At 63.5% G+C, this 22,648-nt stretch carries 17 protein-coding genes; 11 read left to right on the plus strand and 6 right to left on the minus strand.

All coding sequences use genetic code 11. The features are described 5' to 3' along the window. Nucleotides 1-66 precede the first annotated feature (66 nt). From CCOS191_RS02685 to CCOS191_RS02695, 3 genes are read right to left on the minus strand one after another with little or no spacing between them, the layout of a single operon-like run. Nucleotides 67-1,398: a TldD/PmbA family protein gene (locus CCOS191_RS02685; RefSeq protein ID WP_046853955.1), complete on the minus strand. Its 1,332-nt coding sequence runs from the start codon at nt 1,396-1,398 to the stop codon at nt 67-69. Further along, a complete protein-coding gene (locus CCOS191_RS02690) occupies nt 1,398-2,840 on the minus strand; it encodes a TldD/PmbA family protein (protein WP_046853956.1) in 1,443 nt (480 codons plus the stop codon). The genes CCOS191_RS02685 and CCOS191_RS02690 overlap by 1 nt, the downstream gene beginning before the upstream one ends. Nucleotides 2,841-2,870: 30 nt before the next feature. Beyond that, the gene (locus CCOS191_RS02695) at nt 2,871-4,667 is read right to left on the minus strand and encodes an acyl-CoA dehydrogenase (RefSeq protein ID WP_046853957.1); all 1,797 of its coding nucleotides are present in this window, start codon (nt 4,665-4,667) and stop codon (nt 2,871-2,873) included. Nucleotides 4,668-5,267: 600 nt separating this feature from the next. Here CCOS191_RS02695 and CCOS191_RS02700 point away from each other — a divergent pair. Together CCOS191_RS02700 and CCOS191_RS26960 are read left to right on the plus strand one after the other, a co-directional pair. Next, the gene (locus CCOS191_RS02700) at nt 5,268-5,552 is read left to right on the plus strand and encodes a helix-turn-helix domain-containing protein (protein WP_046853958.1); all 285 of its coding nucleotides are present in this window, start codon (nt 5,268-5,270) and stop codon (nt 5,550-5,552) included. A 160-nt stretch (nt 5,553-5,712) separates the two neighbouring features. Then, nucleotides 5,713-6,753: an RHS repeat-associated core domain-containing protein gene (locus CCOS191_RS26960; protein ID WP_231867467.1), complete on the plus strand. Its 1,041-nt coding sequence runs from the start codon at nt 5,713-5,715 to the stop codon at nt 6,751-6,753. A gap of 118 nt (nt 6,754-6,871) precedes the next feature. Here the strand turns inward: CCOS191_RS26960 and putA are convergent, their stop codons facing one another. Beyond that, the gene (putA, locus tag CCOS191_RS02705) at nt 6,872-10,822 is read right to left on the minus strand and encodes a trifunctional transcriptional regulator/proline dehydrogenase/L-glutamate gamma-semialdehyde dehydrogenase (RefSeq protein WP_046853959.1); all 3,951 of its coding nucleotides are present in this window, start codon (nt 10,820-10,822) and stop codon (nt 6,872-6,874) included. Nucleotides 10,823-10,834: 12 nt separating this feature from the next. Beyond that, a complete protein-coding gene (locus CCOS191_RS27795) occupies nt 10,835-11,185 on the minus strand; it encodes a hypothetical protein (protein ID WP_156177501.1) in 351 nt (116 codons plus the stop codon). On the opposite strand from CCOS191_RS27795, the gene putP reads away from it, so the two are divergent. From putP to CCOS191_RS02750, 9 genes are all read left to right on the plus strand, one after another. After that, nucleotides 11,184-12,662 carry a sodium/proline symporter PutP gene (putP, locus tag CCOS191_RS02710; protein WP_046853960.1) on the plus strand — a complete coding sequence of 493 codons (1,479 nt, stop codon included), beginning with the start codon at nt 11,184-11,186 and terminating at the stop codon, nt 12,660-12,662. The two genes, CCOS191_RS27795 and putP, sit on opposite strands and share 2 nt — an antisense overlap. Before the next feature lie 164 nt (nt 12,663-12,826). After that, nucleotides 12,827-13,663, plus strand: a complete 837-nt coding sequence (locus CCOS191_RS02715) for a 23S rRNA (adenine(2030)-N(6))-methyltransferase RlmJ (protein ID WP_046853961.1) — start codon at nt 12,827-12,829, stop codon at nt 13,661-13,663. Nucleotides 13,664-13,857: 194 nt separating this feature from the next. Next, entirely contained in the window at nt 13,858-15,615 is a 1,758-nt protein-coding gene (locus tag CCOS191_RS02720; RefSeq protein WP_023630136.1) for a carbamoyltransferase family protein, read from the plus strand. Next, nucleotides 15,599-16,729 (plus strand): glycosyltransferase, encoded by a 1,131-nt coding sequence (locus CCOS191_RS02725; RefSeq protein ID WP_046853962.1) that lies wholly within the window; start codon nt 15,599-15,601, stop codon nt 16,727-16,729. The genes CCOS191_RS02720 and CCOS191_RS02725 overlap by 17 nt, the downstream gene beginning before the upstream one ends. Further along, entirely contained in the window at nt 16,729-17,625 is an 897-nt protein-coding gene (locus CCOS191_RS02730) for an antimicrobial resistance protein Mig-14 (RefSeq protein ID WP_046853963.1), read from the plus strand. The genes CCOS191_RS02725 and CCOS191_RS02730 overlap by 1 nt, the downstream gene beginning before the upstream one ends. Before the next feature lie 2 nt (nt 17,626-17,627). Beyond that, entirely contained in the window at nt 17,628-19,055 is a 1,428-nt protein-coding gene (locus CCOS191_RS02735) for a PIG-L deacetylase family protein (RefSeq protein WP_046853964.1), read from the plus strand. Further along, nucleotides 19,052-20,014: a glycosyltransferase family protein gene (locus CCOS191_RS02740; protein WP_046853965.1), complete on the plus strand. Its 963-nt coding sequence runs from the start codon at nt 19,052-19,054 to the stop codon at nt 20,012-20,014. Before CCOS191_RS02735 ends, CCOS191_RS02740 begins: the two co-directional genes overlap by 4 nt. Nucleotides 20,015-20,037: 23 nt before the next feature. Then, nucleotides 20,038-20,805, plus strand: coding sequence for a glycosyltransferase family 2 protein (locus CCOS191_RS02745; RefSeq protein ID WP_046853966.1), 768 nt, complete (start codon nt 20,038-20,040; stop codon nt 20,803-20,805). After that, on the plus strand, nt 20,798-21,955 hold the full coding sequence (locus tag CCOS191_RS02750) for a membrane protein (RefSeq protein ID WP_046853967.1): 1,158 nt from the start codon (nt 20,798-20,800) through the stop codon (nt 21,953-21,955). The genes CCOS191_RS02745 and CCOS191_RS02750 overlap by 8 nt, the downstream gene beginning before the upstream one ends. A 36-nt stretch (nt 21,956-21,991) precedes the next feature. On the opposite strand, the gene CCOS191_RS02755 is transcribed toward CCOS191_RS02750, so the two are convergent. Further along, complete coding sequence (locus CCOS191_RS02755) at nt 21,992-22,630, minus strand: phosphotransferase (RefSeq protein WP_046853968.1); 639 nt, start codon at nt 22,628-22,630, stop codon at nt 21,992-21,994. Nucleotides 22,631-22,648: the final 18 nt, after the last annotated feature.

A 22,648-nucleotide genomic window follows, 5' to 3' on the forward strand; every position in this document is an offset into this window, starting at 1 on the left:
CGCCGTTCAGTGTGGGAGCTGGCTTGTCGTGGCGACGAACCGCAGCGATGAGGCCGGTCCTGCGAATCACAGTGTCAGGGTCAACCCCTTCACCAACGCCCCTGGCAGATGACTCGAACCGGTGCTGCGCTGCCCATAGGTGCTGGTCGACAGGATCATCTCGCGCTCCTGGCTCAGGTCCTCCAGCTGGTTGCCCAACAGGTTGTACAGGCTGTCGTCGAAGCGCATGGTGCTCACCGGGCCCTGGATCTGCCCGTTCTCCACCCAGAAGGTGGCGAAGCGCGTCAGCCCGGTCATGCGCGCCGCCGGCAGGTCCGAGTAGTTCAGGTACCAGAGGTTGCTGATGTAAAGGCCGGTGCCCAGACGTTCGAGAATCTGCTCGCCGGGCAGGTTGCCCGGCGCCAGGCTCAGCGCGCAGGGCGACTCGTAGCTGTCGGCGCCATTGGCCTGCTGGCCGAATTCGACGGCGCTGCGCGCACTCACCAGTCTTTCCAGCGCCCGCCCTTCACCGATCAGCAGCAGGTCGCGGCGCGGCGAGCCCTCGTCGGAGAAGGCCGGACTCAGCGAGCCGCTGACTTGTTCGCGGAAGCTCACCAGCGGGCTCAACTGCGCGTCGCCGTTGTACAGGCGCTGCAACGGGCTGTTGCCAGTGGCCAGCGCCTGCGCGGAAAAACCACCCCAGCACAGCATGCCGGCGATCTCGTCCATCGCCGCTGGCGCCAGGTAAGCGCGGTAGCTGCCAGGCTTGAGGGTGACGGCTGGGCGCCCCAGGTGCGCCAGCTGTTCGCGAGCCTGACGCAGGCGCGCGGCAAAGGTTTCGCCGCTCCAGGCCTGCCCTGCGTAGTTGGCTTTGACGGCCTGGCCGTTGGCGTGGAACAGGCTCCAGTCGAAGTTGAAACTGTTGGCCTGGTGCCAGCCAAAGGCGCCGAACGAGCTGGCGAAGCCGCGGCAGATGGGGCCGGCGGCATAGATGCCGACCAGATCCAGGTCGCCGGCTTCGCGCTCGACCAAGGCCAGCACTTCGTCCAGCTCGGGCAGTGGCTGCTCCAGCAGGCTATGACTGTGCCAGGCGCTGTCGTCGAGGTTCAGGTAGGGATCCACCGCCAGCAGCGGCAGGGTCTGGCGCAGTTGCGCGAGGGCGTCGTGCAGGCGCTGGCGGTCGAGTTCGGCATCGTCGCCCAGGGTGATCTGTTGCTCGGCCTGGCGTCCTTCGCGGACCAGCCGCAACTGCACGCTGGCCTGGCTGACCAGCCCGGCCTGGCGCACCTTGGCATGGTTGAAGCGCACGAACTGCGAGTGCTCGGCGCTGTAGCCCAGGGTGAACTGCTCGCCGGGCTGCACGGCGGCGTTCAGGCTATCGAGCAAGCTTTCGAAACGTTGCTGGTAGACGGTGCTCATCAGGCGTCCCCTCCGAATACATCGATCTGGCGGAACACGCAGGCCGGCGAGGCATGGCCGACCCGCACCACCTGGTTGGGCTCGCCTTTGCCGCAGTTGGGCGTGCCGAGTACCTGGAAGGTGCTGCGGTCACCGACCGCCGAGAGGTTGCGCCAGAAGTCGGCGGAGATGCCGCGATAGTTCGGGTTCTTCACCACGCCCTTGAGTTCGCCGTTCTCGATCAGTTGGCCCCACTCACAACCGAACTGGAACTTGTTGCGCGCATCATCGATGGACCAGGAGCGGTTGGTGCGCATCAGGATGCCGTGCTCGATGCCGGCGATCAGTTGCGCCAGCGTCTGCTCGCCCGGCTCGATGTTGAGGTTGGCCATGCGGTCGATCGGCGCGCGGTTCCAGCCGCAGGCGCGGCTGTTGGCCACGCCGTCCAGGCCCGAGCGCAGTTGCGACAGGGCGCCACCCAGGGGGCGCACCAGCAGGCCATCACGGATCAGGAACTGCTTGCTGGCCGGAGTGCCGTCGTCATCGAAGCTGTAGCTGGCCAGCTCCTCGTGGATTGTCGGGTCGAAGGTCACGTTGAGCAGCTTCGAACCGTACTGCAGATGGCCGAAATCGCTGGCTTTGACGAAGCTGGTGCCGGCGTAGTTGCGCTCATCGCCGAGAATGCGGTCCAGCTCCAGCGGGTGGCCGATGGATTCGTGGATCTGCAGCATCATCTGGTCGGGCATCAGCAACAGATCGCGCTGACCGGCCGGGGTGTTCGGCGCCAGCAGCAATTGCAGCGCCTCGTCGGCCACCCGGCGGGCCGCGCCGAGCAGGCCGCAGCGCTCGACCACTTCAAAGCCGCCTTGCTGGCCGAAGTTCTCCCGGCCCAGGCTGCGGCTCTGGCTGTCCTGGCCGTCGCTGGCGGTGACGCCCAGGCCTGGGTAGATGAAGCGCTGGGCATGGCGCAGCTCGGCGCCGGCGGAGTTCAGGTAGGTCTGTTCGACCACGCTGAAACCCAGGCTTGCCTGCCAGTCCACCAGGCGCTCGTCCCTGGGTACGCTGGCGGACTCGGCGACGAGCAGCTCCAGGCAGTCGGCGAGGTTGGGCAGGGACTGTTCGAAATTGGGCGAGACATGATCGTGACGCCCGCTTGGGGCGGGTTGGCCGCTCAGGTCGAGCAGGCTGCTGGCCTTGATCCGCCGGGCGAGTGCCTCGGCCTGTTCCAGCGCGCGTTGCAGGCCGGCCTGGGACAGGTCGGCGGTGGCCGCGTAGGCCTCGACGCCGTTGACCCGCACGGTGAGCATGGCGCCTTCGTCCTGGCTGAAGAAGGGCGGCTCGGCGACGTTGCGCCGTACTGACAGTGACTGCTGCGATTGCTTCACATGGCGAAGCGAGAACAGTTCGGCCGTGCTGCGCAACGCGGCGAAGCGCTGGCGCAGCAGGGTGCTGGAGTCGAACATGGGAAACCTCCGTGTGCGCGGTGGCTCCCCCTAGAACCACCCCTCTTGCATGCCCAGGCACGTATCGTCGCGGGCCTCGAGCAAAGCGAGGTCATTATGGCAGCCCGGCACTTCCCAGGTGAGGAAATAACGCGCGGCCTGGAGCTTGCCCAGGTAGAAGTCGCGGTCGCTGCCCTTGAGCAGGCCGACCTCGGCATGGATCGCCTGCTCCAGCCAGCGCCAGCCGATCACGCAGTGGCCGAAGGCCTTGAGGTACAGCGCCGAGTTGGCCAGGGCCCCAGCGACCTTGCCTTGGGCCAGGTCGCCGAGCAGGGCCAGGGTCACGCTTTGCAGGCGATTGACCAGCTGCTCCAGTGGCTGGCGTAGTGTGTCGAGGTTCGGATGATGGCTGGCGCGCTCGCACGTGCCGGCGATCAGGCGGATCAGCTGCTTGAGCCCGGCGCCGCCGTTCTGTGCCAGCTTGCGCCCGAGCAGGTCAAGGGACTGGATGCCTTCGGTACCTTCGTGGATCGGGTTGAGGCGGTTGTCGCGGTAGTACTGCTCGACCGGGTACTCGCGTGTGTAGCCGTGGCCGCCGAGGATCTGGATTGCCAGCTCGTTGGCCTTCAGGCAGAACGCCGAAGGCCAGGACTTGACGATGGGCGTGAGCAGGTCGAGCAGCTCCAGGGCTTGCCGGCGTGCCTCTGCATCCGCCGCCGTGTGGGAGTCATCGAACAACCGGGCCGCGTACAGGCCCAGGTCGAAAGCACCCTCCACGTAGGCCTTCTGTGCCAGCAGCATGCGCTTGACGTCGCTGTGCTCGATGATCGGCACGGCGGGGCTGTGCGGGTCCTTGTTGTCCGGCAGGCGGCCCTGTGGGCGTTGGCGGGCGTACTCCAGTGAATACAGGTAACCGGCGTAGCCGAGCATCACCGCGCCCATGCCGACGCCGATGCGCGCCTCGTTCATCATCTGGAACATGCACGCCAGGCCCTGGTGCGGCTGGCCGACCAGGTAGCCGACGCACTGGCCGTTGTCGCCGAAATTGAGCGCGGTAGAAGTGGTGCCGCGCCAGCCCATCTTGTGGAACAGCCCGGCCAGCAGCACATCGTTGCGCGGGCCCAGGCTGCCGTCGGGGTTGACCAGATACTTGGGCACGATGAACAGCGAGATGCCCTTCACCCCGGCTGGCGCGTCCGGCAGCTTGGCCAGGGCCATGTGCACGATGTTCTCCGACAACTCGTGGTCGCCGCCGGAGATGAAGATCTTGTTGCCCTTGAGCCGGTAGCTGCCGTCGCCGGCGGGTTCGGCGCGGGTGCGGATATCGGCCAGCGACGATCCGGCATGGGGCTCGGTCAGGGCCATGGTGCCGAAGTAGCGGCCCTCGATCATCGGCTGCAGGAACAGGCGCTTTTGCTCTTCGGTGCCGAAACTCTCGATCAGGTTGGCCGCGCCCATGGTCAGGAACGGGTAGGCCGTGGTGCCAGCGTTGGCGGCCTGGAAGTGGGCAAAGCAGGCCTGTGATACCAGGCTTGGCAACTGCATGCCGCCGACTTCGAAGTCGCGGTTGGCGTTGAGGAAGCCCGCTTCGAGGAAGGCGTCCACGGCCGGTTTCACTTCCGGGATCAGCTCGGCGCGGCCGTCCACGTAGCGGGGCTCGTTTTCATCGCCTTTGCGGTTGTGCGGGGCGAAGTACTTTTCGGCAATGGTGCGGGCGGTGGTCAGCGCCGCGTCGAAGGTCTCGCGGCTATGCTCGGCGAAGCGCGGACGCTGGGTCAGGGCCTCGGCGTCGAGGACTTCGTAGAGTTCGAAGGCGAGGTTGCGGCTGCTGAGGAGTTGCTCGGACATGGCTGCATTCCTGGTTCGGGGTGCAGCGAGTCTAGGCGGGGTGGTGGGGCAGGGGACAGGTTAATTGGTGTGGGTGATATGGGGGCAGAAATCGCTAATGGCGGACTGTAAACGATGTTCGAAGTTAGAGTTGCAGCGCCTGTGAAATCGAGCGCCGCCCGCGCGGCGCATCGCGGATGAATCCGCTCCTACATTTGTTGCAACGTACCGAACCTGTCAGGCCATGGTTGCCAGCCTTGGCGCAGGGCTTAAGACAGGTGAGGCTGCGGCAATGCCCATCGAAAAATCGCGTCGAGCGCACAAGGCTAACAACCATGGCCTATCAGGCATGGCCACGTTGCGACAAATGTAGGAGCGGATTCATCCGCGATGCGCCGCGCGGGCGGCGCTCGATCTGCTAGGCGCTGCAAAAATCGTGGCGAGCACCTAGTGACCCCCACTTTATGAATTTACAAGTTGCTATCACCGAGCCCCCTGTCGTGCGCCCGACGGTATGCAGGTGGACGTCATCCGTCGCAAAACCTTGTCATGCAATATCGCTTATATCGATACCGATATAGCTCTATCGTTGCCTCATCACGATGCACAGAGGGATTTGCAATGACAAACGAACGCTCTACTTCAGTATGGGATGCGCTGTTCGACTCACCCGAAGAGGCCGAGAACCTGCGGCTTCGGGCGAAGCTGATGCGGGTGTTGACCAAGATGGTCCGATGCTGGGATCTGCCGCAGAAAGATGCAGCGCGGCGACTGCATCTGACTCAGCCACGCTTGAGTGACTTGCTCAATGGCAAGATAGACAAGTTCTCGCTGGATGCACTGGTGAATATCCTGGCGCACACCGATCTGGAAGTCGATTTTACGGTGAAAAAGAAATCGGCCTGATTGTTGATGATGGCGTCGATGCTGAAGGGGGGAGAGCGGGCTTTCTTCGCGCTGGTGTTTCTTGAGCCGGACTGGCATGAACCTTTCATCCTAACGCCTGCCCGCAGCTGTCGAGACTGGTAAAAGTGCCAGTTTCAGAGTGCTCCACGACCACCAATACTTGTTTGAAATTCCGTTTGGCAGGTGTGCGATGAAGTACTTTTTCTATATGGAAGGTAGGCCTGTGGTCGTCGGAGAAGTGGGGGCGGGCAGGCGTATCGTGCGTGGAGCGGGAGGTGCCTTGGCGCAGGTCGGGCAGGGTGACGGGCTGCTTACCGGCACACGCAGCGATGGTTCGATCACCTTCACCGCCTGGGGCTCCGGGCATTTTGGTCATGTCTATGCTCCCTACGGCTTTGAGCCTCCTGGGGATCACGCTGCCTTACTGGGCTATGCCGGTTATCTACGGGACTCGGAACCTGGCTGCTATCTGTTGGGAAATGGGCATCGTATGTACAGCACGAGGCTGATGCGCTTTAACAGCCCTGATGTGCTCAGTCCATTTGCTGCCGGAGGGTTGAATGCATATGCCTACAGTGAGGGAGATCCCATCAATCGTATTGATCCTTCAGGACGGGCTGGATATCAGTATAAAAAGACAACCGTAGGGAGATGGCCAGAGCAGCGCGTTGTCTGGAGCGCGATAGTTCCAAGGGTAAACAGCCAGAACCCTGGCAGTGTGGTATTTACCGGCGCAGCAAACTTAACGGATGCAATGACGCTACATGTGGACAGTGGTGAGAAATTCGTGAGGCCAAGCTATGACGCATTGCAAGCCAATTTTGAAAGCAGTCTTCCCATGGGCCTTAAGCCGGAAGACTATGGACGGTGGGTTGCCAAAAATGCAAGCAGGCAGTCACTGCTTGTCAACAGACGGTCTGCAGCTGGAGCGCTAGAGCTTTTGGATAGTCTTGCATACGGCGATTACAGGATGGATCACCAGAATCTCTATTTAATAAACAAGACGACGGGGAATGTAAAAATTCATGGGGGAATTACTAGCTCCGATGCCCAGGAAGTTTTCCGTGAGTATCTTATCTTCAAGGATTCTGTTCCGTTGCGTAAAAAAATACTAAGCAAACAGTGGAGAGGCACGTTTTCACATACGCAACAATACGAGAATCTTAAGAGGGCGTTAAAAATAAGGGCCTCCTGGGAATAGTCAGCATGATCAGCAGCACTATCTGTTCACCCAAACGCATCGCGGGGCAAGCTCGCTCCCACAAAGTCCAAAACACGACCTTGTAGAACGGGCTTGCCCCGCGATGGCGTCAGCCGTCTTAGCCGATAGTCATCAAGCTGGCGTTACCACCTGCCGCCGCGGTGTTCACGCTCACCGCCCGCTCGATCACCAGGCGCTCCAGGGCGATCTGGTGATCGCCGCTCGACAGCCCATGCACGCCGACAATCGCGCCGGCGCGCTTGGCCACCTGCTCGCAGACGCCGCGCAGCTGGTCGGAGTGACCATGGTGGATGACCGCGTCGAAGGCGACCTCGTCCTTGCTCCAGTCAGCCACCAGCTTGATCTTCGCTTGCAGCTCCTTCGGCAGACGAGCGCGCACGGTCTTGGCCGGCTCGCCGTCGTGGAACACCGCCGAGCTACCCACGGCCAGTACCGCTGCCAGCTGGGCCAGCAGGTCGGCCTCGTTGTCGGCCAGGCACAGCACGTGTTCGCGTGGCAGCACGCTGTAGGTGTTGCGCTCGCCGGTCGGGCCTGGCAGCACGCGGGTGATGCCGCTCTGCGACTGCTCGGCGAACTGCTCGCATAGCGCGACCAAGTCGCTCATCTGGCTGCTGGCCGCCCAGGTCTTGAGGGTGGTCAACGGCTTGAGCTGCTGGTCGCGCAGGGTGGTGTCGGCCTTGCTGCGCGCGTCGTCGGCCTGGAAGTGGCGGGCGATGGCGTCGGCCGGGCGGGTCGACAGCAGGCGGTACAGGTACAGCGGGCCGCCGGCTTTCGGGCCGGTGCCCGACAGGCCTTCACCGCCGAACGGCTGCACACCGACCACGGCGCCGACGATGTTGCGGTTGACGTACATGTTGCCGGCGTTGACGTTGTCCACCACCTTGGCGATGGTCTCGTCGATGCGGGTGTGCACGCCCAGGGTCAGACCGTAGCCGGAAGCGTTGATCTGCTCGATCAGCTGGTCCAGGTCCTTGCGGTTGTAGCGCACCACGTGCAGCACCGGGCCGAAGATTTCGCGCTTGAGCTCGTCGAAGCTTTCCAGTTCGATCAGGGTCGGCATCACGAAGGTGCCGCGCTTGATCTCTTCACCCTCGGCGATGGCCACCTGGTAAACGCTGCGGCCTTTGTCGCGCATGCCCTGGATGTGCTTCTCGATGCCGGCCTTGGCTTCGGCGTCGATCACTGGGCCAATGTCCACGGACAGGCGCTCCGGGTTGCCCAGGCGGCTTTCGGCCATGGCGCCCTTGAGCATCTCGATCACGCGGTCGGCGGAGTCTTCCTGCAGGCACAGCACGCGCAGGGCCGAGCAACGCTGGCCGGCGCTGTCGAAGGCCGAGGACACCACATCGATCACCACCTGCTCGGTCAGTGCCGAGGAGTCGACGATCATCGCGTTCTGGCCGCCGGTTTCGGCGATCAGCGGGATCGGACGGCCCTGGTTGTCCAGGCGCCCGGCAATGTTGCGTTGCAGCAGGCGGGCGACTTCGGTGGAACCGGTGAACATCACGCCCTTGACGCGCTCGTCACCGACCAGGCCGGCGCCGACGGTTTCGCCCTGGCCCGGCAGCAGTTGCAGCACGCCTTCGGGGATGCCGGCTTCCAGCATCAGGCGCACGGCCTGGGCGGCGATCAGCGGGGTCTGCTCGGCCGGCTTGGCCAATACCGGGTTGCCGGCGGCGAGGGCCGCGGCCACCTGGCCGGAGAAGATCGCCAGCGGGAAGTTCCACGGGCTGATGCACACCACCGGGCCCAGTGGGCGGCAGTTGTCGTTACGCAGATCGTTGCGTGCCTGCACCGCGTAGTAGCGCAGGAAGTCCACGGCCTCGCGCACTTCGGCGATGGCGTTGGCGAAGGTCTTGCCGGCTTCGCGTACCAGCAGGCCCATCAGCGGCTGGATATCGGCTTCCATCAGGTCGGCGGCGCGTTCGAGGATCGCGGCACGCTCGGCCGGCGGGGTGGCCTGCCAGATCGGCGCGGCGTTCAGCGCGCACTGGATGGCATTGTCGACGTCGGCGACGGTGGCTTCCTGCACATGGCCGACCACATCGCGATGATCGGATGGGTTGAGCACCGCCACAGCGGTTTGCTCGCTGGCGGCGCAAGCCAGCAGCGGCGTGGCTTTCCAGTCGTTGTGGGCGGTGGCCAGCAGGGCGCAGGACAGCGACGCCAGGCGATGTTCGTTGGCCATGTCGATGCCGGCCGAGTTGGCCCGCTCGCTGCCGTACAGCTCACGTGGCATCGGGATGCGCGGGTGCGGCAGGCCGATGCTGCCTTCCTGGGTACCCATGCGTTCGATGCTGGCGACCGGGTCAGCGACCAGTTCCTGAATGGAGATCGAGTGGTCGGCAATGCGGTTGACGAACGAGGTGTTGGCGCCGTTTTCCAGCAGGCGGCGGACCAGGTAGGCCAGCAGGGTCTCGTGGGTGCCGACCGGTGCGTACACGCGGCACGGACGGTTCAGCTTGCCCTCGGCGATCTTGCCCACGACTTGCTCGTACAGCGGTTCGCCCATGCCGTGCAGGCACTGGAACTCGTACTGGCCCGGGTAGTAGTTCTGCCCGGCGATGGTGTAGATGGCCGACAGGGTGTGGGCGTTGTGGGTGGCGAACTGCGGGTAGATGGCTTCCGGCACCGACAGCAGCTTGCGCGCGCAGGCAATATAGGAAACGTCGGTGTACACCTTGCGGGTGTAGACCGGGTAGCCTTCCAGGCCCTCGACCTGGGCGCGCTTGATCTCGCTGTCCCAGTAGGCGCCCTTCACCAGGCGGATCATCAGGCGGTGGCGGCTGCGCTTGGCCAGGTCGATGACGAAGTCGATCACATATGGGCAGCGCTTCTGGTACGCCTGGATAACGAAGCCGATGCCGTTCCAGCCGGCCAGCGACGGCTCGAAGCACAGGCGCTCGAGCAGGTCCAGCGACAGCTCCAGGCGGTCGGCTTCCTCGGCGTCGATGTTCAGGCCGATGTCGTATTGCTTGGCCAGCAGGGTCAGCGACAGCAGGCGCGGGTACAGCTCGCTCATCACGCGCTCGTACTGGGCGCGGCTGTAACGCGGGTGCAGGGCCGAGAGCTTGATCGAGATGCCCGGGCCTTCATAGATGCCGCGGCCGTGCGAGGCCTTGCCGATCGAGTGGATCGCCTGCTCGTAGGAGGCCAGGTATTTCTGCGCATCGTGCTCGGTCAGCGCGGCTTCGCCGAGCATGTCGTAGCTGTAGCGGAAGCCCTTGGATTCGAACTTGCTGGCGTTGGCCAGGGCCTCGGCGATGGTCTCGCCGGTGACGAACTGTTCGCCCATCAGGCGCATGGCCATGTCGACGCCCTTGCGGATCATCGGCTCGCCGCTCTTGCCGATGATGCGGGTGAGCGAGGAGGTCAGGCCGGATTCGTTGTGGGTGCTGACCAGCTTGCCGGTCAGCAGCAGGCCCCAGGTGGCGGCGTTGACGAACAGCGATGGGCTGTTGCCCAGGTGCGGCTGCCAGTTGCCGGTGCTGATCTTGTCGCGGATCAGCGCGTCACGGGTGCCTTTGTCGGGGATACGCAGCAGGGCTTCGGCCAGGCACATCAGCGCTACGCCTTCTTGCGAGGACAGCGAGAACTCCTGCAGCAGGCCCTGGACGATACCGGCGCGGCCACCGGCGCTCTTCTGGTTGCGCAGCTTGTCGGCCAGGCTTGCGGCCAGCTTGTTGGTGGCTTCGGCCTGGGCGGCCGGCAGGCGAGCTTGCTCCAGCAGCATCGGCACCACTTCCTGCTCGGGGCGGCGGTAGGCGGCGGTGATCGCCGAGCGCAGTACCGACTGCGGCAGGATGCTTTCGGCAAACTCCAGGAAGCACTGGTGGGCGTGGTCGGCGGCGACTTCGCCGGCGTCGTCGCCAGCGGCGGCATGGCCGTTGAGGTCGTTCAGGGTGGCGCCACCCTCGAGCTTCTCGAGATAGTTGAAGATCGCTTGCTTGATCAACCAGTGCGGCGTGCGGTCGATGGACTGCGCAGCTGCTTTGAGTCGCTCACGGGTCGGGTCGTCGAGTTTGACCCCAAGGGTGGTCGTCGCCATTTCTTATCCTCGTTATTGGCCACGGATGTGACCTAAGCTGGCGGCAAGATTAGCCTGTAGGACAATTGGGGTGCAACCGGGTGCAACCCGATTTTTTCGTGCCCCAGGTGCAACTCGTCTGAAGGGTATTTCTGAACCACCGAAATGGCTGTTTTTGCTGCATTTAAGTATGAGAAACGTCGTTTTTGCTCCGAAAAGAAGCAAGAAAGCGGTTTTATCTGAAAATGCAGGCTTGGGTGCAACTTGCAAATGAAAAATGGTTGCACCTGATTCATGTTGTTGCATAGGATGCGCCGCCTGGGTGCAACCGTCGTCGTGCACGGCGAGTCGCAGAGATAAAAACAACGCCAGGGCACAACTCATGGGCAATCCAATCACGATCACCTTCGTGATCTACATCGCGGCAATGGTGCTGATCGGCTTCGCGGCCTATCGCTCCACCAAGAACCTTTCCGACTATATTCTCGGCGGCCGTAGCCTCGGCAGCGTGGTCACCGCGCTTTCCGCCGGCGCATCGGACATGAGCGGCTGGCTGCTGATGGGTCTGCCGGGCGCCATCTACTTCGCCGGTCTTTCCGAGGCCTGGATCGCCATCGGCCTGACCGTCGGCGCCTACCTGAACTGGCTGTTCGTCGCCGGCCGTCTGCGTGTGCAGACCGAGCACAACGGTGACGCCCTGACCCTGCCGGACTACTTCGCCAGCCGCTTCGAGGACAAGACCGGCCTGCTGCGGATCATCTCGGCCATCGTCATCCTGGTGTTCTTCACCATCTACTGCGCCTCCGGCATCGTCGCCGGCGCCCGCCTGTTCGAAAGCACCTTCGGCATGTCCTACGAGACCGCCCTGTGGGCCGGTGCCGCGGCCACCATCGCCTACACCTTCGTCGGTGGCTTCCTGGCGGTGAGCTGGACCGACACCGTGCAGGCATCGCTGATGATCTTCGCGCTGATCCTGACCCCAGTGATCGTGCTGATCTCCACCGGTGGCTTCGACCAGACCTTCGCCGCCATCGACGCGGTGAACCCAGCGCACTTCGACATGTTCAAGGGCGCCACCTTCATCGGCATCATCTCGCTGATGGGCTGGGGCCTGGGCTACTTCGGCCAGCCGCACATCCTGGCGCGGTTCATGGCTGCCGACTCGGTGAAGTCGATTGCCAATGCCCGTCGCATCTCCATGACCTGGATGATCCTCTGCCTGGCCGGTACCTGCGCCGTGGGCTTCTTCGGCATCGCCTACTTCTCGGCGCATCCTGACCTGGCCGGTCCGGTCACCGAGAACCACGAACGCGTGTTCATCGAGCTGGCCAAGATCCTGTTCAACCCATGGGTCGCCGGCGTGCTGCTGTCGGCCATCCTGGCGGCGGTGATGAGCACCCTGAGCTGCCAGCTGCTGGTGTGCTCCAGCGCCCTGACCGAAGACTTCTACAAGGCCTTCCTGCGCAAGAACGCCTCGCAGACCGAGCTGGTCTGGGTCGGTCGCCTGATGGTGCTGGCTGTCGCGCTGATCGCCATCGCCATGGCCGCCAACCCCGAGAACCGCGTGCTGGGCCTGGTGGCCTACGCCTGGGCTGGCTTCGGTGCCGCCTTCGGTCCGGTGGTGCTGATCTCGGTACTGTGGAAAGGCATGACCCGCAACGGCGCGCTGGCCGGTATCGTGGTGGGTGCGCTGACCGTGATCCTGTGGAAGAGCTACGTCGGCCTGGGGCTGTACGAGATCATCCCGGGCTTCCTGTTCGCCAGCATCGCCATCTTCGTGGTGAGCAAGCTGGGCAGTCCGACGAACAGCATGGTTTCGCGTTTTGAAACCGCTGATGCGGCGTATCACGCCGACAAGTAACGCCTGCTGAATCGGCATCGCCTTCATCGCCGGCAAGCCGGCTCCCACAGGGGTCTCATCCAACCTGTGGGAGCCGGCTTGCCGGCGATGCGATTCAAGCCCGACCGCCGTACCTGACGTCTCCTTCGCGACAAGGTAAACTTGCCGACCCCGCAGGAGTCCTCATGAACTATCGTCACGCCTTCCACGCCGGCAACCATGCCGACGTCCTCAAGCACATCGTGCTCACCCGCCTCATCGCCCTGATGTCGCGCAAGGAGCAGCCGTTTGCCTATATCGATACCCACGCAGGGCTTGGCCTGTACGACCTGCAGGGCGATCAGGCGAGCCGTACCGGTGAGTACCTCGAAGGCGTCGCCCGCCTGTGGAATCGCGATGACCTGCCCGTCGTTACCGCTGGCTATCTGGGTGTCATCAAGCGCCTGAACAAGAACGGCGAATTGCGCTACTACCCGGGCTCCCCCGAGCTGGCCCGGCGCTTGATGCGTGACCAGGACCGTGCACAGCTCAACGAAAAGCACCCTGAAGACGGCGTGCTGCTCAAAGAGAACATGAAGAAGGACCCGCGAGTCACCGTGCACTTGGGCGAAGGCTGGCATATCCCGCGGGCGCTGCTACCGGTGCAGGAAAAACGCGCGATCATGCTGATCGACCCGCCGTTCGAGCAGGCCGACGAGCTCAAGCGCTGCACCGTGGCGATGAAGGAGGCGATCGGTCGCATGCGCCAGACCGTCGCGGCCATCTGGTACCCGATCAAGGACCAGCGCTCGCTGACCCGCTTCTACCAGGATCTCACCAGCACCGGCGCGCCCAAGCTGCTGCGCGTGGAGCTGTATGTGCATCACCAGGACAGCCCGCAGGGCCTGAACGGCTCGGGCCTGGCCATCGCCAACCCACCGTGGGGCCTGGAAGACGAACTCAAGGAGCTGCTGCCGTGGTTGGCCAAGGAACTGGCACAGACCGCCGGCAGCTTCCGCATGGACTGGCTGATCGCCGAATAAACAGGCGTCGCAAGCATCGTGGGAGTGGGCTTTCCCGGCGATGGCGTCAGCAGATCCAACGCCATCGCGGGGCAAGCTCGCTGCCACGTCTATGCATCGCGTCAGGCGATCTTTGCGTTATAATCCCGCCCTTTAGCCGCCATCCGCCTGAATGGCCGGTGGCGCACTTCATACCGATTTGAGAGGCTAACCCCTTGGCACTGACGATTCTTGGCCTGTCCGGCGCCCTTAGCCATGACCCTTCCGCGGCCCTGTACATCGACGGCAAGCTGATTGCCGCCGCCGAAGAAGAGCGCTTCGTGCGTGACAAGCATGCGAAGAACCGCATGCCCTACGAGTCGGCGAAGTTCTGCCTGGAACAGGCCGGCATCAAGCCGTCGGACGTCGACGTGGTGGCCATTCCTTTCGCACCGATCAGCCTGTTCGGCAAGGCCCGCTGGCACTATGCCAAGCGCTACTGGTACGCCCCGGATCGCGCCCTCGACGCGCTGCTGATGGGCAACCGCCGTTACAAGCGCTACCGCAAGAAGATCGTCTGGTGCCTGGAGCAACTGGGCTTCGATCCGAAGAAGATCAAGATCGAACCGGTCGAGCACCACCTGGCCCACGCCTCCAGCGCCTACCACTGCTCGGGCTTCAAAGAGAAGACCGCGATCCTCGGCATCGACGGCAAGGGCGAATACGCCACTACCTTCTTCGGCTATGGCGAAAACGGCAAGATCCACAAGATCAAGGAATTCTTCGACCCGGACTCCCTGGGTGGCCTGTATGGCGCGATCACCGAGTTCCTCGGCTTCGAGATGCTCGATGGCGAGTTCAAGGTCATGGGCATGGCGCCATATGGCGATGCCAGCAAATATGATTTCTCGCGCCTGGCCAGCTTCGAAAACGGCGAGCTGGTGATCAACACCGAGTACGCCAACGTCATCGGCCTGCGCCGCTATAAAGAGAAGGGCAAGGGCTTCTACTTCTCGCCCAAGCTGATCGAGTGGTTGGGTCCGAAGCGCGAAGGCGATATCGCCGACGAGCCGTATATCCACTACGCGGCGAGCATGCAGGCATTGTTCGAGAAGCTCGCCCTGCAGATGATCGACCACTACCTGGGCGATACCCTGAAAGAGACCGGCAAGCTGGCCTTCGCCGGCGGCTGTGCGCTGAACGTCAAGCTAAACCAGAAGATCATCGCCCGCGATGACGTGAAAGAGCTGTTCGTCCAGCCAGCGTCCGGCGACGCCGGTACTGCGGTGGGTGCTGCTGCCTATGTGTCCCACGCCCGTGGCGTGCCGGTCGAGAAGATGGAGCACGTCTACCTCGGCCCTGCGTACTCCAACGAAGACGTGATCGCCGCCTGCGCCCGTCACCCGAGCAAACCGGTATGGCGCAAGCTCGAGAACATGCCCGAGCAGATCGCCAAGATCATGGTCGACGGCAACCCGGTGGCCTGGTTCCAGGGGCGTATGGAGTTCGGCCCTCGCGCACTGGGTGGTCGCTCGATCATCGGTTGCCCGAGCGTGCCGGGCGTGGCCGACCGCATCAACCACCAGATCAAGTTCCGCGAGCGCTGGAGGCCTTTCTGCCCGTCGATGCTCGACACTGTCGCGCCGCAGATGATCAAGATCGACCATCCGGCGCCGTTCATGACCTTCACCTTCGAAGTGGCAGAAGAGTGGAAGACCCGCGTGCCGGAAGTGGTCCACGAGGACGGTACCTCGCGCGCCCAGGTGCTCAAGCGCGAGTACAACCCGCGCTACTACGACATGATGAAGGCGCTGGAAGACCTGACCGGCAACGGCGTGTCGCTGAACACCTCGCTCAACCGCCGTGGCGAACCGATGATCTGCTCGCCGACCGACGCCCTGAACATGTTCTTCGGCTCGGACCTGCAGTACCTGATCATGGAAGACATCCTGGTGGTCAAGGAAGGCGCCGCGCCGTATGACCAGCCGCTCTGAACCGCGGATCCTGCAGTTCTGCCATGGCTATGACGGGCCGTTCCTCGACTGCGCCCGTCAATACGCCAGCCTGTTCCAGGGCAGCGGCTACAAGGTCACCACCGTGTTCCTCACCGGGGCAGCTGACGCGCAGGTCGCTGCTGGCTGCGCCTCGGACGAGGTATTGTTCCTGGAATTCAGTTCAAAGGCCGTGCGTGGCCTGAAGCTGGGCGCCATCGCCGCGCTGCGCAAGATCGCAGCGCAGCGCAATTTCGCGTTCTGCATCGCCCACCGCTTCAAGCCGATCTATGTCGCGCTGCTGGGCACCGGCCTGCCGGTGATCGGCGTGCACCACGCGTTTGGCGACTACCAGCGCAAGGGGCGTCGCCTGTTCGCCAACCTGTTGCGCAAACGCCTGAGCCTGCTTGGCGTCTCGGACGCGGTGCGCGACGACATGCGACGCTGCCTGGGGCAGTGGCCGGCCGAGCGTATCCAGACCCTGTACAACCGCATCGATGTCGAGGCACTACAGGCCAGCTTGGTGCCGCGTGACGAGGCGCGTCGCGCCTTGGGCCTGGATGAGCAGGCATGGGTGGTCGGCAATGTCGGCCGCTTGCACCCGGACAAAGACCAGGCCACGCTGTTGCGCGGCTTCGCCGAAGCCTTGCCTGGCCTGCCGGCTGGCGCGCGGCTGGCAATCCTGGGCAAGGGCCGCCTCGAGGCACCGCTCAAGGCATTGGCCAGTGAGTTGGGCATTGCCGGGCAGGTGGACTTCCTCGGCCAGGTGCCGGACGCCCGTCGTTACTTCCGCGCCTTTGATGTATTTGCGCTGAGCTCCGACCATGAGCCGTTCGGCATGGTCTTGCTCGAGGCCATGGTGGCGGGCGTGCCGCTGCTGGCCACCGCCTGTGGCGGCGCCCGAGAAGTAGTCGAGGGCGTGGGCGTGCTGTTCCCGCTGGGGGATGACGCGCAGCTGGCCCAGGGCCTGAAGCATATGGCCGGGCTGGACGCCGGGCAGCGTGAGGCCTGTGCTTTGCACATGCTGCAGCGCCTGCAGCAGCGTTTCAGCGACCAGGCAGTGCGCGATTCCTTCTGGCAGTTGCCGCAGGTGCGTGCGCTGGTGGCGGAGGCCTGATGCTCAATCACCTCAAGGCCTGGCGCGAACGCGGCTGGCAAGTGATCGACGCGGCCGAGTACAACGATGCCTGGCAGCGTTTCGGCGGCAGTGTCGCCACGCACCCGCTGGTGGTCGAGCAACTGGCGGACCTGGCTCAGATCCCGGTGCGTTACCTCGGTTGGTTCCAGGGCGGCGAGCTCAAGGCCGCGTTGCCGGTATGGGGGCGCCACTTGGCGCTGTCCAAGGACGTGCTCAAGCGTCATGGCAAGAAAGGCCTGTTCGACCTGGGCAACGCCGAGATCATCCTGCCGGCCGCCGATGACTGCGCCGCGCCGCTGCGCCATGCCGGGCGTTACCTGTCCGAGCTGAACCAGGGCCGTTTCAGCGGTCTCAAGGCGCAGCCAGAGCAGTTGGCCATGTCTCGCCCGCACGAGGACCTGTCGAAGAAATTCCGCTATAACCAGCGCCGTGAGCTGCGCCTGCTGGAAGAGGCCGGCGGCCAGGTGCGACCGATTGGCGATTTCACTGCAGCCGAGATCGCGGCGATGTACTGTGACTTGTTCCAGCGTCGCTGGGGGTTCCCGGCAACCGGCGCGGCCCGCATGGCTGAAGTGGTCGAGCGCCTGCGCGAACTGTTGATTGGCTCCGTGCTGTTCCTGGAGGGCGCACCGATTGCGATCCAGCTGGTGTATCGCGTCGAGGCGCCACAATGGATCAGCGTCGAATATGTAAACGGCGGTGTCGACCCGCAGACCAAGGCCTTCAGCCCTGGTAGCGTACTGAGCTTCCTCAATACCCAGGCTGCCTGGGAGGATGCCAATGCCCGAGGCAAGGCGCTGCGGTTCTCCTTCGGCCGGGCCGATCGAGAGTACAAGGATCGTTGGTGTAACCCCGTCAACGTCTTCCAGGTCTGAACATGAGCGCCAACAAGCAGCAACTGCTCAAACGCCATCGCAAGCGCAAGCGGGTGATCCTGCTGGTGTTGCTTGTCGCGCTGTTGCTCACGGCGCTGTGGGCATGGTGGTTGCCGCCTGTCCTCGCGGTGTTGTTGTGGGTGGCCCATGAGGCCTGGTTCTCCGACCACCTGTTCTACGTGCCCGGCAGCGACTACCAGTACGATTTGCAGGCCAGCGAGCGTCATGCGCTGCACAGCCATGGCGGTGTGCTTGCGTTGCCGAAAGACTGCCAGCTGGACGGCAGCGAGACCCTGTTGCTGCGGGTGAATTTGCGCGCCGGTTGGTTGGGGCGCCTGCTCGACCCGGCGGTACGCATCGAAGGGGGCGTCGCCGATTGCCAGGCCTTCGAGCGTGGTGTCCGCGGTGTGCGCTACCTGAACCTGGGGGGGCAGGCCGAGGCGCTGGGTGCCGGGCGGCTGCGCCTGAGTGGCCGGCACTGCCGCGTGGCGCCGGAGATGGAATTGCTGGTTTTCCGTCACACCGACTACCTGGCCGGCTCGCTGATGGTCATCGCACCCCATGCCGACGATGCCGAGCTTGCGGCGTTCGCCGCTTATGCCCAGGCAAAAAGCAGCTGGATCGTGACCCTGACCGCAGGCGAGATCGAGAACGCGTATTATCGCGAAACCTTCGGCCTTGACCTGGTAGAGGCAGCCCGGCTCAAGGGCGAGTTGCGCAGTTGGGACAGCATCGCCGTGCCCCGCTGGGCCGGGGTGCCTTCCCAGCAGTGCGTGCAGTTGGGATATTTCTGCATGCAACTGCCGGCCATGCAGGCCGAGCCCGAGACACCTGTCGCATCGCGCGAGGCCGACCTGATCGACACACGGCCATTCCGCCGTTTCAACGAGGTCGCGCTGCGCAGTGATGCCGATGGCCGACCGACCTGGAGCAACCTGGTCCAGGACCTGCGCGAGCTCATCGAGCATGCGCGCCCGGCAACCATCGTGATGCCACACCCGACGCTCGATCCCCACCCGGACCATGTGTGCGCCCATGACGCCCTGCAGCAAGCGTTGCAAGGGGCGAGTTGGCAACCGCAAACCTTGCTGTTGTACGCCAATCACCTGCACGACAATGATCGCTGGCCGATGGGCGATGCCGGTACCGGGGTGCCTTTGCCACCGTTCTTCGATGCAAGCCTGCCCATGCTCCCCTGGGTGCTTGGGGTTGGCGAGCAGCAGCAGAGGCAAAAGGCCATCGCTTTGGGTATGATGCACGACCTGCAGTCCGCGGCTCCATTCAAACGCAGGGTTCGTCGCTTCCTGCAGCGCTGTCTGGCCGCCCGGCGCTGGCCGGCATTCGGTGACAATGAATTCTTCCGCAAGGCCGTACGGCGCCACGAACTGCTGTGGGTCGGTACAGTGATCGACAAGAGAGAGCCACGTTGAAAGTCCTGTTCCTGGTCCAGAAAGAGCAACGCGCCATCCTGGATCGTCTTTACGAAGGCATCGCGGCCGACTGCGAGTGCGATATCCGCTGGCTTACCGGTGACCAGCAGGCCGACTTGCGTGGCTATTTCCGCGAACATGTGCAAGTCGATCAGTACGACCGCATCCTGTTCTTCCTGCGGTTCAAGAAAGAAATCCGCCAGGCGCGTTTCATCCGCACACTTCCGAACCTGGTGATCCTCGAGCACGATGCCTACCAGAACTACATCCCATGCAAGTACACCGGCAAGTTCAGCGAGTACTATCGCCAGTTGCCGTGGGCACGGGTCATCACTTCAGGCGCGGTGGTTACCCGCCGGCTGCGTGATGAAGGTTTCGATGCGGTATTCGTGCCCAAGGGCTACGACCAGGCACTATTGCGCAACGAGAACCGCGAGCGCGACATCGAACTGGCGTTCGTCGGCAGCCTACGCAGCGTGGCCTACTCCGGGCGCAAGCAGATGCTCGAGTCGATCGCGGCGGTAGAGAACCTGTTGATCACCCGCACCAAGTCGGGTGAGGAATACAGCCAGACTCTCAGTCGCATCCGCTTTTTCGTCAGTGCCGACGTTGGCATGGGCGAATACATGATCAAGAACTTCGAAGCCATGGCCTGTGGTTGCGTCCTGTTCGCCTATGACCAGGGTGAGGAGGAGAACCAGGCACTGGGCTTCGTAGACATGCACAACATCGTGCTCTATCGCGACCTTGAACAACTACGCGAGAAGCTCGCCCAGCTGCGTGGTGACCTGGCCCTGGCCGAGCGTATCTCACGCAACGGCCAGCAACTGGCCGAACAGCGTTATACCTTTCACGCGCTCGGCCAGGCGATCACCGAGGCCATGCGCGCGCCGCTGCGCCCGGCCGCGAAACCCGGCCTGCTGGCGCGTGTGCTGCTGGCCATCGGCCTGTCGCGTTAGCTCCCACACACATCGAGGAAGCCATGATCTTCAGTGAAAACAGCGAGATCACACTGGTGGTGACCAGCTGTGGTCGTTTTGAACTGCTCAAGCGCACGCTCGAGAGTTTCGATCTCTACAACACGGCGCCCATCCGCGAAGTGTTCATTACCGAGGACTCCGGTGACGAGGCGGTACGCGACTGCATTCCCGAGCACTGGCGCGAGCACACCACCTTCATCGTCAACAATCCCAAGCTCGGACAATTGCGTTCGGTGGACGCCGCCTACTCGCAGGTGAAGACATTCTGGGTGTTCCACTGCGAGGATGACTGGGCGTTCTATCGCCCAGGTTTCGTCGAGGAGTCCCAGGCCTTGCTCGAAGCCGACCCGCAAGCCTTGCAGGTCTGGCTGCGCAGCTTCAACCATGACTTGCAGGTGCACAGCCCCTATGTGTTCCTGGAGGCGCGTCAGGTGCTGCAGGGTATTGCCTTCCACAAGCTGGGTTCGCACAAGGCGGAATGGCAGGGCTTCTCGTTCAACCCGGGCCTGCGCAGGCTCGCCGACTACCAGGCGCATGCGCCGTACGCCGCGCATTCGGGCGAGAAGAGCCTGTCGCGGCTCTACGCCGAGCGTGACCGCTACGCGCTGATCCTGGAAAACGACGCGGTGCTGCACACAGGGTTCGGCGAGCATGTGGAAATGCCGGAAGAAAAAATCAAGAAGGTACGACGCAAGCGCATGGATCGCATCCGCTTGTTGGGTGTGCTGGTCATCGGACTATTGCTTGGATGGGTGTTGAAGGATGTTTGAAGGGATTGACCGAGACAACAGCAGGAGTCGTCGCTATTTCACTGCGGCGTTGATCGCTTTCCTGGCCAGCTTCGTGCTGATGGACTCGTCGAAATGGACGAACAACATTTTCTACGCGTTCATCGCGTTGCCGGGTCTGGTGTTCCTGATCAAGGAGCGAGGCGCCGGGCTGCTGCATGACAAACTTGGGCTGGCCTGGCTGGTGTTCCTGCTGTGGTTCCTGGTGCCAGCGGTAATCGCCGGTGAGGGCCAGTTCTACAAGCACATCGCCTACGTGACGCTATTCGTCTTCACCATCGCGGGGCTGACAAACCAGCGTTTCCTGCGCTCCGAGATGTTTGCCCGGGTGCTGTTCTGGGCCATTTGTCTGTATGTCTTCGGCTATGCGGCATATGCCTACCTGACGGGCATCCACGTCTTGGGCGAGCGGGTCAACCTGATGCCGGCGCGCATGCAGAACGTCATCTACACCAGCATCTGGTTGCTCTGTGCCCTGGCGCTGGCCATGCCGGGCTGGCTGCACCGTCGTCGCTGGTTCGAAGCTTTTTGCGCGGTGGTGCTGTCGGTGGTGGCTGTCACCTTCGTGATGCAGACACGTACCGCGATGGTCGGTGCAGTGTTCCTGTTCGCTGTCTGGGCGTGCTGGGCATTGTGGCGTTTCCCGCGGGTGGCCGGGCCGTGGCTCGCCGTGTTCGCTGTACTCGGTGTGGTGGTCCTGTGGTTGGTCAAGGACGCGGCTTGGTTCCACTCGCTTTTCGAGCGTGGCGACTCCTATCGCAGCGAGTTGTTCCATGTGATGGTTGGTGAATGGGAGAACTGTGGCTGGATGGTTGGCTGCGGTGTCGAGTTCCATACCGACAAGCTGCTGAGCGGCACCATGCCGATCCAGCATCCGCACAACATTTTCGTTGCCTTGGGTCTCTATACCGGCGGCGTCTCGCTTGTGCTGTTCCTGGTGATCGTCGCCATGACCCTGGTCCAGGCCGTGCGCCTGCGCGACCCGTGGGGCATGTACCTGGCCTGTGCCCTGGTCATGCTCAACTTCGACGGCAGCAAGCTGATTGGTAACCCCGACGAGCTATGGCCGCTGGTCCTGCTGCCGGCAGCCATGGTACTTGGCCGTGGGTTGCAGCAGCGACGTTTGCGCTGATGATGAAGATGGCCGCCTCCGGGCGGCCATCTTCGTTCAGGCCAGTGCGCTGGCCAGGTCCTGGCGGCGGCAGACCTGCTGGCTGGCCAGGTAGGCCTCGATGAACACGTTGTCACGGTCACCCAGCAACCATTCCCGATCTTGCCGATACCGCAGCATGTGGCGGAAGTTGCGCTGACGTTGTGATCGGCGCAGCGGCTTGCGGTACATGCGCAGGTCGGCGACATCGATCAACCCCAGCTTGCCTTCGGGCGTCAGTACCACGTTGCCCAGATGCGCGGAGCGGAAGTACACACCTGACTCGTGCAGCGTCGCGATGAACTGCCCGAGTTGGTCGCGCAGTTCGGGATGCTCGCCGGGTTGCTCCAGTAGCTGACGCAGCGTATGCCCTGGGAGCGGGTCGTAATGCACGGCATCGCGGGCGATCTCGGCAATACGGTACACCGCCTTGACCTGTGGGCAGGGGATGCCGCGCGCGGCCAGGGCCTTGCAGTTGTCGGCGAAGCGTCGGGCATAGGGATACCAGGCCGCCGAGCTGATCAGGCGCTTGCGCCGAAACAGCTTGAGCATCGTGCCGTCGCGCAGGCGCAGGACCTTGTCGCCAGTGCCGTCGGCTTCGAGGACATGAGCGCCCTCGCGCAGGGCAAGGTAGCGGGCGTGGTCAAGTGCGTGCATCTAGCCTCCAGGGCCATG

This window comes from Pseudomonas sp. CCOS 191 (assembly GCF_001007005.1).
Taxonomy (GTDB): domain Bacteria; phylum Pseudomonadota; class Gammaproteobacteria; order Pseudomonadales; family Pseudomonadaceae; genus Aquipseudomonas; species Aquipseudomonas soli.